At 72.8% G+C, this 14,682-nt stretch carries 9 protein-coding genes; 3 read left to right on the top strand and 6 right to left on the bottom strand.

The features are described from left to right. Nucleotides 1-3 precede the first annotated feature (3 nt). Nucleotides 4-2,091, bottom strand: coding sequence for an MMPL family transporter (locus DMB66_RS29540; protein WP_125807385.1), 2,088 nt, complete (start codon nt 2,089-2,091; stop codon nt 4-6). Between the two features lie 317 nt (nt 2,092-2,408). On the opposite strand from DMB66_RS29540, the gene fusA reads away from it, so the two are divergent. After that, nucleotides 2,409-4,367 carry an elongation factor G gene (gene fusA / locus DMB66_RS29545; RefSeq protein WP_305026157.1) on the top strand — a complete coding sequence of 653 codons (1,959 nt, stop codon included), beginning with the start codon at nt 2,409-2,411 and terminating at the stop codon, nt 4,365-4,367. 175 nt (nt 4,368-4,542) lie between these two features. On the opposite strand, the gene DMB66_RS29550 is transcribed toward fusA, so the two are convergent. Beyond that, nucleotides 4,543-5,331: a GNAT family N-acetyltransferase gene (locus DMB66_RS29550; RefSeq protein WP_125807387.1), complete on the bottom strand. Its 789-nt coding sequence runs from the start codon at nt 5,329-5,331 to the stop codon at nt 4,543-4,545. 112 nt (nt 5,332-5,443) lie between these two features. On the opposite strand from DMB66_RS29550, the gene DMB66_RS29555 reads away from it, so the two are divergent. Further along, nucleotides 5,444-6,331 carry a LysR family transcriptional regulator gene (locus tag DMB66_RS29555; RefSeq protein ID WP_125807388.1) on the top strand — a complete coding sequence of 296 codons (888 nt, stop codon included), beginning with the start codon at nt 5,444-5,446 and terminating at the stop codon, nt 6,329-6,331. 7 nt (nt 6,332-6,338) lie between these two features. On the opposite strand, the gene DMB66_RS29560 is transcribed toward DMB66_RS29555, so the two are convergent. After that, complete coding sequence (locus DMB66_RS29560; RefSeq protein WP_125807389.1) at nt 6,339-7,118, bottom strand: hypothetical protein; 780 nt, start codon at nt 7,116-7,118, stop codon at nt 6,339-6,341. 94 nt (nt 7,119-7,212) lie between these two features. Here DMB66_RS29560 and DMB66_RS29565 point away from each other — a divergent pair, with 94 nt between their 5' ends. Further along, on the top strand, nt 7,213-8,220 hold the full coding sequence (locus DMB66_RS29565) for a helix-turn-helix domain-containing protein (protein WP_125807390.1): 1,008 nt from the start codon (nt 7,213-7,215) through the stop codon (nt 8,218-8,220). Here DMB66_RS29565 and DMB66_RS29570 read toward each other — a convergent pair. The 3 genes from DMB66_RS29570 to DMB66_RS29580 all read right to left on the bottom strand — a co-directional run bounded on the left by DMB66_RS29570 (nt 8,205) and on the right by DMB66_RS29580 (nt 14,640). After that, a complete protein-coding gene (locus tag DMB66_RS29570; RefSeq protein ID WP_125807391.1) occupies nt 8,205-11,699 on the bottom strand; it encodes a S8 family serine peptidase in 3,495 nt (1,164 codons plus the stop codon). The two genes, DMB66_RS29565 and DMB66_RS29570, sit on opposite strands and share 16 nt — an antisense overlap. A 109-nt stretch (nt 11,700-11,808) precedes the next feature. Next, complete coding sequence (gene ligD, locus DMB66_RS29575) at nt 11,809-12,765, bottom strand: non-homologous end-joining DNA ligase (protein WP_125807392.1); 957 nt, start codon at nt 12,763-12,765, stop codon at nt 11,809-11,811. 36 nt (nt 12,766-12,801) lie between these two features. Further along, nucleotides 12,802-14,640: a sensor domain-containing diguanylate cyclase gene (locus tag DMB66_RS29580; protein WP_125807393.1), complete on the bottom strand. Its 1,839-nt coding sequence runs from the start codon at nt 14,638-14,640 to the stop codon at nt 12,802-12,804. Nucleotides 14,641-14,682: the final 42 nt, after the last annotated feature.

The raw sequence follows: 14,682 nt of genomic DNA on the forward strand, positions 1-14,682 counted from the left end.
CGCTCAGGGCACGGGTTCAAGGTCCCGCTCCGGTTCGGTGGGGGCCGCGGTGTCGGGGACCCCGGTCAGCCGGCCCGGCCACCACACCCACCGGCCCAGGTCCAGGTTGAGGGCGGTGACCAGCACCGAGCGGACGACCAGGGTGTCCAGCAGCACGCCGAACGCGACCGCGAAACCGATCTCGGCGAACGCCACCAGCGGCAGGCTGCCCAGGGCGGCGAAGGTGCCCGCCAGCACGATGCCGGCCGAGGTGATCACGCCGCCGGTCGCGGCGAGGCCGATCAGCGCGCCGCGCCGGGTGCCGTGCCGGTGGGCCTCCTCGCGGACCCGGGTCATCAGAAAGATGTTGTAGTCGATGCCCAGGGCGACCAGGAAGACGAACACGTACAGCGGGAAGGAGGTGTCCTCGCCGGCGAAGCCGAAGACGTGCCGGAAGACCAGCGCGCTGACGCCCAGGGCCGCGCCGAACGACAGCACGACCGTGGCGATCAGCATCAGCGGGGCGACGACGGCGCGCAGCAGCACCCCGAGGATCACCAGCACGACGAGCAGGACCAGCGGGATGATCAGCCGGTTGTCGTGGTCGTTGGCCTCGTTGATGTCCAGCGTCATGGCGGTCAGGCCACCCACCTGCGCGCCGCCGACCGGATGCACGGCTTCGCGGAGCCGCTTGATGGTCGCCATCGCGGCGTCGCTGTCCGGCGGGTCGGTGAGCACACCCTCGATCAGCGCCAAGTCGCCCTTGACCACGGGCTCACCGGCCGCGCTGATGCCCGGCGTACCGGCGACGGCCGACCGGATGGCCGCGGCCGAACCGGCCTGGCCGATCACCACGACCGGCTGGCCCTGCCCGGCCGCGAAGTGCCGGGCGAGCGCCTCCTCGCCGGTGACCGACGACGGCTTGTCGACGAACTGCTCGGCCTGGGACATGCCGTTCGCCTCGAGCTGCACCAGGCCCAGCGACATCGCGCCGAGCACCGCGGCGGTGGTGATCCAGACGAGCCGCGGCCGCCGCGCGATCCGGGCGCCGAGCCGGGAGTAGAAGCCGGTGGCGGTCGGATCGGCCGTGCCCTCGGCCGGGCGGACCGGCCAGAACAGCCAGCGGCCGAAGATCACCAGCAGCGCGGGCAGCAGGGTGATCATGGCGAGCAGGCCGACCACGATGCCCAGGGCGGAGACCGGGCCGAGCCCGCTGGTCGAGTTCACCTCGGCGAGCGTCAGGCAGGACATGCCCACGGCCACCGTGGCCGCGCTGGCGATGATCGCCGGGCCCGCGCGGTGCAGGGCGAGCGCCATCGCCTCGTGCCGGTCGTGGTGCCGGCGCAACTCCTCGCGGTAGCGGGCGACGAGCAGCAGCGCGTAGTCGGTGCCCGCGCCGAAGACGAGCACGGTCAGGATGCCCGCGCTCTGCGCGTTCACCACCAGCCCCGCGTTCTTGGCCAGCAGGTAGATGACGGCCTGCGAGGTGGTCAGCGCGACGCCCGCGGAGATGATCGGCAGCAGCCAGAGCACCGGACTGCGGTACGTGATCAGCAGAATGATCGCCACGATCGCCAGCGTCGTGTAGAGCAGGGTGCCGTCGATGCCCTCGAAGGCCTCGGCGCTGTCCGCGGCGGTGGCGGCCGGCCCGGCGAAGTGGATGCTGAGCCCGGCGGTCCCCGTGCCCGTGGTGGCCTTCAGCTCGTCGACGACCTCGACGATCTTCTGCCAGCCGTCCGCGTCCACCTTGATCGGCACGATGGTCTGCAGCGCCTGGCCGTCCTTGGCCGGCACGGGGCCGGCGATGTCACCGGTGACCCCGGCGACCCGGCCCATCGCGGCGGCGTCCTGGGTGGCCTTGGCGGTGTCGGCCGGGGTGATGCCGGCGGCGCGTTCATAGACGATGACCGCGGGCGCGATGTCGTCGGACTGGAAGTTGGCCTGGAGCTCGGAGACCTTGGTGGCCTCGGCGCCGCCGGGCAGCCAGGCGGCGTTGTCGTTCTTCTGGACGTCGGTCAGCTTCCCCGCCATCGGTGCGGCGATCATGAGCACCGCGACCCAGAGGGCCAGCACGATCCACTTGCTCCAGCGTCCGCACACCAGCTTGGCCATCTCTGGACTCCCCGCGTCGTCGACCTGGGCGAGCGTAGGCCCGCCGGATCACCGGTCAAAGCAGAAAAACGACAGCTCAGGGTTATCTCGGGGTCGATATCGGATGATCGGCCAGCGGTATATCGGTTTCCCGGCCGGTGCGGACTCCCTAACCTGATCGAGGACATCGCGATTCGAGGGGAGACTGCCGTGCGCTACCGCACCGTCGTCATCGTTCCCTCGTCGCTCTTCGAGCTGATCCTCGTGTCCGGCGTGCCCAGCCCCGGCTGCGCCGCCGGTGCTGGACGTTCCTGACCGCTGACGTTCCTCGCGGTCGGGTGGGCGCCGTCCCCGAACGGATCGATCGAAGGACCACGACCATGCGTGTCCGCAATCTCGGCATCCTCGCGCACGTCGATGCCGGCAAGACCACCCTGACCGAACGGATCCTGTACGTCACCGGCGCCACCTACAAACAGGGCGCGGTGGACAGCGGGACGACCATCACCGACTTCGACCCGCAGGAGCGTGACCGTGGCATCACGATCTTCGCCGCGGCCGTCAGCTGCGACTGGGCCGGCCACCGGCTCAACCTGATCGACACCCCGGGACACGTCGACTTCAGCGACGAGGTCGAGCGTTCCCTGCGGGTGCTCGACGGAGCCGTCGCCGTCTTCGACGCCGTCGCGGGCGTGGAGCCGCAGAGCGAGTCCGTGTGGCGCCAGGCCGACCGGTACGGCGTACCCCGGATCGCGTTCGTCAACAAGCTGGACCGCCCCGGCGCGGACCTGGACGCGGCCGTGGCCTCGATCCGGGACCGGCTGGACGTGATCCCGCTGGTGGTGCAGGTGCCGATCGGCCGCGAGGCGGACTTCACCGGCGTCGTCGACCTGGTCGGCATGCGGGCGCTGACCTGGACGGACGGGGTCCTGACCGAGCAGCCGGCGACGGATGCCGGCGCCCGGGCCGCCCGGCTGCGGCTGGAGGAGGCCGTGGCCGAGCTGCACCCGGACGTGCTGGACGAACTCGGGGCCGTGTCGGACGGCACGCTGCGCCGGGCGCTGCGGGAGCTGACCCACTCCGGCGCCGCGGTGGTCGTGCTCTGCGGCGCGGCGTACCGGAACCGGGGTGTCGAACCGCTGCTCGACGCGGTGGTGCAATACCTGCCGGCGCCGACCGGCGAGGCGGCCGGCGCGCTGGCGGCGCTGGTGTTCAAGGTGCACACCGCACCAACCGGACGGCTCACCTACCTGCGGATGTATCAGGGAACGCTGCACAAGGGGGACATCGTGTGGGACGCGGGCGCGGGCCGGTCCGAACGGGTCAGCCGGATCCTGCGCGTGCAGGCCGACCGGCACACCGAGGTCGACCGGGCGGTGGCCGGCGACATCGTCGCCGTGGTCGGCGTCAAGGCGGCGCGAACCGGGACGACGCTGAGCACCCGGGCGGCCCCGGTCCGGCTCGAAGCGCCGGGCACCGCCGAACCGGTGGTGTCCGTCGCGGTCGAGGCGAAGCGGTCGGCCGACACCCAGCGGCTGGCGGTGGCGCTGGCCGGGCTGGTCGAGGAGGACCCGTCGCTGGCCCTGCGCGCCGATCCCGAGACCGGGCAGACCCTGCTGCCCGGCCTGGGCGAACTGCACCTGGAGGTGGCCGTGGAGAAGCTGCGGCTGGCGAACGGGCTCGCGGTGAGCGTGGGACGGCCGCAGGTCGCCTACCGGGAAACCGTCGTGCGCGGGGTGTCCGGGCTGCTCTACCGGCACGTCAAGCAGGAGGGCGGCGCCGGCCAGTTCGCCCACGTCGTGCTCGACGTGGCACCGCTGGCCGGTGACGGCTTCGAGTTCCGGTCCACCGTCACCGGTGGCAGGGTGCCGCGCGAGTACGTCCGGGCGGTCGAGGCCGGCTGCCGGGACGCCCTCGCGGCCGGTCCGCTGGGCGGGCACCGTGTGGTCGGGGTGCGGGTCACCCTCGCCGACGGCGCGACCCACCCGAAGGACTCCTCGGAACAGGCGTTCCGCACGGCGGGCCGGCTCGGCCTGCGGGCAGCGCTGCGGGCGGCGACAATGACGCTGCTCGAACCGGTCGTGGAGGTCACGGTGGCGGCGCCGGAGGAGTCGCTGGGCGCGGTGCTCGGCGACCTGGCCGCCCGGCGCGGCCAGGTGACCGGCTCAACCGGCCGGGCGGTGACGGCGGTGGTGCCGCTGGCCGAGCTGTTCGGGTACGTGACTCAGTTGCGTAGCCGGACCCGCGGCCGGGGCAGCTGCACGACGCGCCCGGCGGGCTACCAGCCGGCCGCGTAGGTGCCGGCGCGAAGGGCCCTCGCCCCGCTTGGGCGGGGGCCCTTGTCGTCAGCAACCTGCCGTCACTCCGGCTCGGTTGCGGGGCGCTGAGGGCCCCGCCTGCCCGGTCACCGGCGGCGAGCGCGGCCTCGGTGATGAACCAGACCCGGATACGGCATTGCTTGACATTTCCGCATCAAGTTCCTCTCAGGGTGAGCTCGTAGTGGCGAGTTCGGCGAAGGGGGCGGAAGCCGAGGTGGCTGCGGGCCGCGAGCAGGTCCGGGTCGTCCTCGGCGGCGGCTTCGATCTCGTTGACGTGCGGGTGGAGCTCACGCAGTCGCTGGATCAGGGCGGCGTTGACCCAGGGGCCCAGCCGCCGTCCGCGATGGCCGGGGAGCACGACCGGCCCGTACTGGCGGGCGCGGGGCCGGGAAAGCGCGCCGACGACCGCCATGGCGTAGGCCGCCAGGACGCCGTCCGCGGCCGCGGCGGTCAGCACGGTGTCGCCGGGGCGGCTCGGGCCGCGGAGCAGTTCTTCGACCCGGGGCGCGTCGGGGAGGTCGCCGGTCCAGTGGGTCAGGCGGTAGCCGGGGTGCTCGGCGTCGACCAGCTCGCCCAGCCAGGCCCGGTGCACATCGCAGTAGGTGAGCAGGTCCTGGCGCCTGGACCGGGTGTGCCGGAAGCCGTGCCGCAGGCAGAACGCCTCCCCCGGCGAGCCCGCGACCACGTCCGCGACCAGGCGCGGCTCGGCGGTCTGTGCCCGGACGGTGGCCAGCAGCCGGGAGCCGATCCCGCGACGCCGCCACTCCGGCTCCACCTGCAGGCTCAGCTCGGGGGCCGGGGGCTGCGGCGGGTCGGGTCCGAACGGGATGGTTGACCGCAGGCTGGCCAGCCCGGCCACGGAGCCGCGTGGCGCCACGGCCTGCCACCGCGAGACCCCGGGGCGGTCCGGCACCGCCACGATGTCGATCAAGCGTTCGCTCATGGGCACTACGATCGCCCGGGCCGTCCGTGCGGAACAATGCAAGAGATCGAACCGCCGGTTAAGCCACCGGTTATCGTTCGACGCGATCGCGCAAAAGGGGAGAGACGGCCGGGTGGAGCTGCGGGACATCGAGATCTTCCTGACCCTGGCCGAAGAGCTCCACTTCGGGCGTACGGCCGAACGCCTCCGGGTGTCCCAGGCGCGGGTCAGTCAGTCGATCAAACAGCAGGAGCGCCGGATCGGTGGTGCCCTGTTCGAGCGGACCAGCCGCAGTGTGCGGCTCACCCCGCTCGGCGAGCGGCTGCGCGGCCGGCTCGACGCGGGCTACGGCGAGATCTTGGCGGGCATCGAGGAGGCTGCCGCCGCCGCTCGCGGACAGGTCGGCACCCTGACTGTCGGCACCATGGACACCCACCACCAGGAGATCGCGGCCGTCCTCGATCTGTTCCGGCAGCGGCATCCGCAATGCGAGCTGCGCATGCGTGAAATGCTCCCCACCGACCCGTTCGGTGGGCTGCGCGCCGGCCGGGTCGACGTCGGCCTGCTCTGGTTGCCTGTCCGCGAGCCCGACCTCACCGTCGGGCCGGAGGTGTTCACCGAGGCCATGGTGCTGGGTGTCGCCGCCGATCATCCACTGGCCACCCGAGACCGGGTCGAGATGGAGGATCTCGGCGACTACCCGGTGGTGGATGCGGAGGGGCCCATTCCGGACTACGTGTGGGAGGCGCACACCCCGTTCGTGACACCGGCCGGGCGGCCCATCCGGCGCGGCGTCGCCGTGACCACCCTCAACGAGGCCCTCACGGCGATCGGCACCGGCAGCGTCGTATCTCCCATCGGGGTGGACGCGGCCGCCTACCGGCTGCACCGTGACATCACGTTCCTGCCCATCACCGATGGACCGACCCTGCGGTACGCGCCGGTGTGGCGCAGCGCCAATGAGACTCCGCTGGTGCGCGCCTTCGTCCAGGCCGCCGTGGACGCGCGGAGCACCGGATAGCTCGCTCCTAACCGGACTGGGTGTGCAGCCAGCCGCAGTCGGAGCAGATGTCGAAGCCCCGGAACTGGGCCAGCCGGCGCCGCCCGCAGACCGGACACACCACCTGGTAGGTCATGTGGTGGCCGACACCGTGGCCGGCCGGAAAGACCACGGTGAAGAACAGCCGCCGCAGCCAGACCCCGTCGCCGGCGTCGACCGCGACGACCCCGGACCGGCGCCGGATGTCGACCCGGGCCAGCAGCCGGGTGGCGGCGCCCGGTGCCGGCGCGCCCAGCAGCAACGGCGCCACGTCGCCGGGCTTGACCTCCTCGATGCCGGAGATGATCCGGGAGTTCGCGCGTACCCCCTCGGGCCCGAAGCCGCCGGGCGGGCCGACCGGCAGGTCGACGCACCAGCCGGGCCGCGGACCGTAGTCGGACTGGCCGAGCCGGGTGCGCAGCACCGTCCAGAGGCCGAGGTGCTCGGAGCCGATCAGGCCGATCTTGACGTCGGCGCCGCGCTCGTCGTTGAGCCCGAGCAGCACCGGTCCCCACTTGGTGGCCCGGCCGGCGGCCGCGATCGCGGGGCCGACGCCCGGATACAGCACGTCGGCGACGCCCTCGGTGAACCGCCACAGGCCGCCGCGGATGTCGCCGGCGAGCTCGTCGAAGCGGGCCGCCGCCCAGCCGGAGATCCGGCTCGGTTCGGGCCGGGCGGTGAGCGCGGGCCGCCACGGTTGCGGGACCTGCGCGGGCGGCGCGAACCAGGACGGTTCATCGCTCGGTGTGTCACGGGGGCCGTGGCGCATTGACACATGCTGTCACTGCACGGCTACGGTGGCCACCCCACTCACCCGCCGATCGCCGGCCCCGCCGTTGGGCGGCCGCTCGTAGAGTGGCCGCATGCTTACCGACCCCGAGCTGCTCACGGCCGCTGAGCAGCACGCATACCGCCTGCTCGTGCGGCTCGCGGGCGCCGGACCGGACGAGCTCGCCCGGCTCGCCGGCACCTCGGCGCCGGAAGCCACCGCCGTGCTGGAGTCGTTGCGCGCCAAGGGACTCGTCACCCCCGGGCCGACTTTCCACCCGCTGCCGCCGGACGTCGCGCTGGGCGACACCCTGCTGCGCCGGCAGCAGTCGCTGGAGTCGGCGCGGCAGGTGGTCGCGGCGCTCAGCGAGGACTATCGCAGCACCACCCGGCGGCGCAGCGCCGAGCATCTGGTCGAGATCGTCGTCGGCGCGCAGGCGCTGCGGCGGCGGCTGCGCGAGATGCAGGACACCGCGCAGGAGGAGATCCTCTGGTTCTGCCGGGCCAACCCGATCGCCATGCAGGGGCCGGAGAACGCCGAGGAGGGTTCGGCGCTGGCCCGGGGCGTGCGATACCGCGCCATCTACGAGCGGGAACTGCTGGAAAAGCCCGGCGAGCTGGCCAGCATCGTCGAGTCGATCAACGCGGGCGAGGAGTCGCGGACGTTGCCGACGCTGCCCGTACGGCTGGCGATCGCCGACCGCGCCCTGGCCATCTGTCCGCTGGTGCCGGACGAGTCGCGCGGCGTCGGCGAGCCCACCGCCGCGCTGATCCGCTCCAGTGAGCTGCTCGACGCGCTGGTGGCCCTCTTCGAGAGCTACTGGGAGCGCGCCACCCCGGTGCTCGCCGACGCCCCGCGGGCGGAGTTGCTGGAGTCCGAGGTGCTGCTGCTGTCGCTGTTCGTCTCCGGGATGCCGGACAAGTCGATCGCCACCCATCTCGGCGTCAGCAAGCGGACCGTGCAGCGCCGGCTGGACCGCCTGATGGCGCTGGCCGGCGTGGACACCCGCACCGGGCTGGCGTTCCAGGCGGCCCGCCGGGGCTGGCTGTCAGCCCCGGCGGACCTGGTGCCCGGTGCGGAACGGGGTCAGCCGCGACCGTAGGCGCGGATCACCGTCTGCGTCACGGTGTTGCCGGCCCGGTCCTTCGCGGTGACCCGCAGCGACACCGGCGTACGCCCGCCCGGCACCCAGGCGGCGTTGCCGACGGTCGCCGCCTGCCGCCAGCTCGTGCCGTCGTCGGTCGACACCTCCACCCGCAGGGCGGCGAGTTTCGCCGAGAAGCCGAGCTTGAGCAGGTGCGGCAGCGCGGTCCGCGGCGCGTCGTAGCCGACGTGCAGCAGCGGCAGGGTGCCGTCGGCCCCCGAGCGGAACGTCCACTCGGTCTCCGTACGCGTGCCGTAGCTCCAGTCCGCGCCGCCGCGCTGCGTGCTGAGCCGCAGCTTGTAGGCCGCCGTCCCCCGGGTGGTGACCACGTCCTGCCAGGCGTTCGGCAGCTCGGCGAGCACCTTGCCGTCCCGCCAGAGCGTCGCCGCGGCCGGCTCGGGCGCGCCGGCCTGGTAGTGCCCGTCGCCGTCCACGAACTCCGCGACGCGCAGCTTCAGCACCTCACCGGCGCGGGTCGACGCGATGCCGGCGGGCGCCGCCGGCCGGACGACCGGAGCCGCCCAGCTCTCCCGGCTGTCGCCCGGCCGATAGCTCCGCGGCGGCTCGGTGAAGCCACCCTGCAACTGCCCGAAGCTGCTCCACGGGTAGAGGTTGTGCACCCGGTGCTGCCAGACCGAGTCGCCGGCCGACACCCATTCCTGCCGGGTCGACGGGGTCCGCACCGCGCGGGAGGTGTCGTTCCACGAATACGTCTGCCAGGGGCGCCATCCGAACCGCTGCTCCTTCACCCAGTCGAAACCACCGTTGTCGGCGTAACTCGTGGTGATCCGCCTGCTGTTGGCGGCGGTCACCTTGTGCAGGACCCGCTCCGGGATGCGGTCCTTCGACACCTGCAGGACGTCGTAGAGGTACGGGCTCGACCTGGTCAGGGTCAGGTCGATCGACGCGCCCGGCCGGGCCGCGCGGGCGAGCAGCCGCTGCCCGTCGTCGTTCGCCACGGCCAGTGCGATCACCGGCAGTTGCTCGGCGTCGGGCTCATGGACCGTCCACGCCGACCGGTCGGCGGGCCGCACCAGCAGCGCCGCCGCCGCGCCGGCTCGCGCCGCCGCGTCGACCTGCGCCAGTTCGTCCTGGTCGGTCGCGGGGATCAGGACCGCTTTCCCGCGTACGGACCCAGCGCCCCAGGTCGTCAGCGGGAACCGCTTGGTGCCGGAGTACGCGGGCGAGTTGCCGAACAGGTTGACCTCCAGGGGACCGCTGACCCCGGGAACCGTCGTCTGGACCATCGGCGCGACGAGTTGCCAGCGCGACGAGAACTCGAAGCTGCCCTTGCCGACCTTCCTCGTCGGGACGACGTTGACCTGCTGGACGGTGCTGAAGTGCATGACGCCGTGCGAGATGCTCCGGCCCGTGCCGGTGACTCTGTGGACGTAGTAGCTGAGCACCGCCTGCTGCTCGGACGGCTGCGGCGTCTCGATCCGGATCGGCGTGCCCTTGCGCGCGTCGACCAGCACCACGATGTCCCGGTCCACCTTCAGCTCGGGAATCGTGACGTAGGTGGCCTGCTCGTCGAGCGGCGCGCCGTCCTCAAGCAAGGCGTCGAGCAGATACGTGCCCTCCTGCACCTCCCAGGTACGGCCACCGGTGCCGAACCAGCCGAGCACGTCGAAGCGGCTGTCGTCGCCGTGGATGGTCAGCGCCGGCACCGCCGCCGGCGTACCGCGGCGATCGACGGCCCGGACCGTGACGGTGTGCCGGGGGCCGTCCAGGGTCGCGCCGATCGCGGTCGTGACCACGGTGTTCGCCGCGGTGGCCCGGAGCCAGCCGCTGACCTGTCCCTGCTCCTGCTTCGCGAAGTCGACGCTGAGCAGCACGGCCGCGGTGCCGGCGGCCGGAACGGTGACGCTGGGCTTGTCGGTGCTGAAACCGGCCGGGGCGGACAGCGTCAGGGTCACCGGCGTGCTGCCCGCGTTCGTGTACGTCACGGTCTTGCTGGCGACGCTGGGGTTCTCGCCGGTCGCGTGCAGGCCGAAGTCCGCCACGGCCGTGCCGGTCACCTGCTGCGTGGTGGCCCGGGCCAGGTCGACCCGGCCGGCGCCCTGGGCGTACACCGATTGGCCCGCGGCCGTTCTCGCCGTGCTGACCAGCACCTCCTTGAGCTTCGCGGCGGTCCAGTCCGGGTGCCGCTGGGCCAGCAGGGCGGCCGAGCCGGCGACGTGCGGCGTGGCCATCGACGTGCCGGAGGCCGCGGTGTAGCGGTCGTCGACCGGGTCGCCCATGGTCGTGCCGGCCGCGCGGGCCGCCACGATGCCGACGCCCGGCGCGGTGATCTCGGGCTTGAGGCCCAGGTCGCCGAGGCGCGGGCCGCGGCTGGAGAACTCGGCGAGCCGGTCGGCCCGGTCGACCGCGCCGACCGTCAGCGCGCTGGGCGCGGCGCCGGGAGTGCCGACCGTGGAGTCGGCGCCCTCGTTGCCCGCCGCGATGACGAACAGCGCGCCGCTGGCGGCGCTGATCTCGTCCACCGCGACGCTCATCGGGTCGGTGCCGTCGGTGGCGGAACCGCCGAGGCTCAGGTTGACGACCTTGGCGCCGGAGGCCACGGCCCACTGCATGCCCTGGATGATCTCCGACTCGTAGCCGGACCCGCTGTCGTCGAGCACCTTGCCGATCAGCAGTCGCGCGCCGTACGCGACGCCCTTGTGGCTGCCGCCGGAGGCCGCGCCGCTGCCGGCGACCGTGGCGGCGACGTGGGTGCCGTGGCCGAAGCGGTCGACGGTGTCCGGGCTGGCGCTGAAGTTGCGCGCCGCGTCGATCCGGCCGGCCAGGTCGGGGTGGCCGGCGTCGACCCCGGTGTCCAGCACGGCGACCTTGACGCCGCGGCCGTCGAGCCCGGCCTGCCAGGCGGCGGGGGCGCCGATCTGCGCGGTGCTGCGGTCCAGCACCGGCTTGACCTTGCCGTCCAGCCAGATGTGCGGCTCGGCCGACGTCCGCGCGGCCGCGCTCTGCGCCTTCCAGAAGCTCGCCAGGGTGTCCTTGGCCGGCCTGATCGCCGTCGCGCCGATGCTGGTCAGGGCGCGCGCGTCCGAGGTCTTGAGGGCGGCGCCACCCTGGACGATCAACGGCAGCGTGGGTGCGGCCGCGTCGCCGTAGCCCTGTGCGATCAGGCGCTCGACGTCGAACAACTCCGCGTCGAGCCGGCCCGCGTCGACCAGCGGGATCGCGTCGCTGGGCAGCACCCGCAGGCCACCGTCGGTCTCGATGGTGTGGAACGTGATGCCCTGGCGGCCGGGGGCGGGGCGGACCGTCGCCGCGTACCGCTGATCGATCTTGGTGAGATCGACCGCGTCCCCGGTGATCAGGGTGATGGTCGCGGCCGGGGCCGGTGCGGATGCGACTGGGGCGGCCGGGGCGGCCGCCGCGGGGCCGGGTATCGCTGCGGCTCCGATCAGGACGCCGGCGAGCAGACGACTCAGCATGGGGACTCCTTCGCAGCGTGGTTCGCTGCACGCATCATGGAGTCCGGATATTCACCGTCGTGTTACCTGGCGCTGCCGCAGAGCGGACATGGCGCGATGTGGACAGCCGTCAGTCGGCGTCGGCGGGGCCGGCCAGCCCGGCCTGCTCGTCGCGCTCGGCCCACCGCAGCAGCGGGCCCAGGTCGAAGGCCGTGTCGTCGATGCCCGCGTGCAGGTCGCCCAGCTCCGCGAAGCGCGCGGGCACGGTCCGCAGGGTGCAGTCGTCGGGCTCGACGGCGTCGACCTCGTCCCAGCGGATCGGCGTGGAGACCGTCCCCCGCTGGTTGCCCCGCACCGAATACGCGCTGGCGATGGTGTGGTCGCGGGCGTTCTGGTTGTAGTCGACGAACAGCTTGGTGGGGTCGCGGTCCTTGCGCCACCACGTGGTCGTCACCTCCGGCGACCGCCGCTCCACCTCGCGGGCGAAGGCCAGCGCCGCCCGGCGCACGTCGCCGAAGCCGTGCTCGGGGGCGATCCGCACGTAGATGTGCAGGCCCCGGCCGCCGGAAGTCTTCGGATAGCCGGTGATGCCGAGCTCGTCGAGGACCTCGTGGGCCACGTGCGCGACCCGGCGCACGGTGTCGAAGCCGCACTCGGGCATCGGGTCCAGGTCGATGCGCCACTCGTCCGGCTTCTCGGTGTCGGCTCGCCGCGAATTCCACGGGTGGAACTCGACCGTCGACATCTGCACCGCCCAGATGACCTCGCCGAGCTGGGTCACGCACAGCTCGTCGGCGTGCCGGTTGTATCGCGGGAAGGTCACGCGCACGGTCTGCAGCCACGGCGGCGCGCCGTGCGGCACCCGCTTCTGGTGCACCTTCTCCCCCGCCAGGCCGTCCGGGAAGCGGTGCAGCATGCACGGCCGCTCGCGCAGGGCCGCGACGATGCCGTCGCCCACGCTGAGGTAGTAGTTGACCAGGTCGAGCTTCGTGAGTCCGAGCTCCGGGAAGTACACCCGGTCCGGGTTCGAGATCCGGACGGTGTGCTCGCCGGCGTCGACCTCGATCGAGGGCGGCTTGGTGGCCATACGGTCAACCTAGCCGTTCCGGCCGCCTCAGCGGGACTACTCGGCGCGGTGCCGGCCCACCCGGGCGGGTTCGCGCTGCTCCGGTACGCCCACCGCGTTCGCGCGCCGGCCGCCGCCGAGGTGCTTGACCGCGTACATGGCGTGGTCGGCGGCGCGCAGGGCCTGGTCCGGGTCGTCGCTGGGGGTGGCCAGGTGCACGCCCACGCTCGCGCCGATGCTGACCTCGGCGCCGAGCACCTGGAACGGCCGTTCCACGGCGGTCCGTACCCGGTGGCTCATCGCCTCGGCGTCGGCCTGCGCGGTCACCCCAGGCATCAGCACGACGAACTCGTCGCCGCCGACCCGGGCCAGCACGTCACCGTCGCGGACGCAGGCGCTGAGCCGCTCGGCGATCTGGCGCAGCAACTCGTCGCCGGCCTCGTGCCCGTGCGCGTCGTTGACCGGCTTGAACCCGTCGAGGTCGAGGAAGAGCACGGCCACCGCGTCGTCGCGCAGCGAGGTGTCCAGCGCGTCCTGCATGCGCCGGCGGTTCGGCAGGCCGGTCAGCGCGTCGTGGGTGGCCTCGTGGTGCAGCCGCTCCTGGAACGCGCGGTTCTCGGAGATGTCGCGGGCGTTGATGACGATGCCGGTCAGTGCCGGGTTCTGCATCTGGTTGGACGCGGTGAACTCGAACCAGACGGCGTTGCCGCTCCCGTTGAGGACCCGGGTCTGCAGGCGCAGCACCGCGTCCCGCTTGTTGAGCAGGGTGGCGAAGGCCTCCCGCATCCTCGCCCGGTCCTCCGGGTGCACCAGCTCGAAGACGCTCGAGCCCTGCAGCGAGCCCGGCGGGAAGTTCAGCACGGACGCCGCGCTGGGGCTGGAATACGCGATCCGTCCCCCGGCGTCGAGCACCGCCACCATGTCCGGGGCGTGCTGGAACAGCGCCTGGAACCGCTCGTCGGCCCGGCGCCGCTGGACCTGGGTGCGGTAGCCGAGGATGGAGATGCCGACGGCCCCGATCAGGAGCATGGCCAGCAACGTCAGGTTGATCGTCTGGCTGCGGCGGTGCACGGCGCCGTCGAACGAGGCCAGCGTCTGGGTGCGGACGTAGGCCCAGCCGCCGGGCAGCGAGTCGTTCTTCACCACGATGGAGATCATCTTGGTGCTGCCGGAGCGGTACTCGACGAACGCGGACCCGCCGGTGAGCCGTCGTGCGGCGTCGACCACGGACGGAGCGACCTGGGTGCCGATCCGGCCCACGTCGCTGGTGAAGCCGACCAGCCCGGCGGTGTCGACGATCTCGGTCACATGCGTCGCGGACTTCAGCCGCGCGGTGTACGCCTGCAGGGTCGTGGCGGCGAACTTGTGGTATCCGATCAGCACCGCCGTGGTGACCGCGCCGGCCCTGATCGGCACGGCGAAGGCCTCGACCGCGACGGTCGCCCCGGTCCCGTCCTTGACCCGCATCACCGAGGTGACGCCGAGCTTGCCCGCGAGCAGGAGCGCGCGCATCGGCCGGTAGCCGACGTCGCTGGCGGGCGGCAGCGGGTTGACCGTGGAGGCGTTCCGCATGGTGCCGTCGAGCGCGGCGATCGCGGCCCCGTACGGGAAGGACGGGGATTTCTTGACGAAGGCGTCGAGCGCCTCGCGGTCGCCGGCGTAGCCGGCCCCGAGGTTGAACGGGTGGCTGTCCGCGAAGCCCTTGAGCTCCTTGGCGGAGAGCTGCTGCATCTGCCCGGCGAGGGTGGCGTTGTTGACGGCGAGCGCCAGCGAATCGGAACGGTGCACGGTGTCGGCGGCGCGCAGCGCCGACCGGTTCACCATCATGCCCACGATGCCGACGGCCACCAGCAGCAGGACGCTGACGACCACGGCGATCCAGTTGCGCAGCCGCATCTGTTTGCCTCCTCGCCGGAAAGGATCGGGTGAGGAGCTGAT

Source organism: Actinoplanes sp. ATCC 53533, from assembly GCF_003947245.1.

Excerpts from the sequence above, each read along its gene's own strand:
- DMB66_RS29580 (WP_125807393.1), bottom strand. The coding sequence starts at position 14,640 with ATGCGGCTGCGCAACTGGATCGCCGTGGTCGTCAGCGTCCTGCTGCTG.
- DMB66_RS29550 (WP_125807387.1), bottom strand. The coding sequence starts at position 5,331 with ATGAGCGAACGCTTGATCGACATCGTGGCGGTGCCGGACCGCCCCGGG.
- DMB66_RS29570 (WP_125807391.1), bottom strand. The coding sequence starts at position 11,699 with ATGCTGAGTCGTCTGCTCGCCGGCGTCCTGATCGGAGCCGCAGCGATA.
- DMB66_RS29565 (WP_125807390.1), top strand. The coding sequence starts at position 7,213 with ATGCTTACCGACCCCGAGCTGCTCACGGCCGCTGAGCAGCACGCATAC.
- ligD (WP_125807392.1), bottom strand. The coding sequence starts at position 12,765 with ATGGCCACCAAGCCGCCCTCGATCGAGGTCGACGCCGGCGAGCACACC.
- DMB66_RS29560 (WP_125807389.1), bottom strand. The coding sequence starts at position 7,118 with ATGCGCCACGGCCCCCGTGACACACCGAGCGATGAACCGTCCTGGTTC.
- DMB66_RS29540 (WP_125807385.1), bottom strand. The coding sequence starts at position 2,091 with ATGGCCAAGCTGGTGTGCGGACGCTGGAGCAAGTGGATCGTGCTGGCC.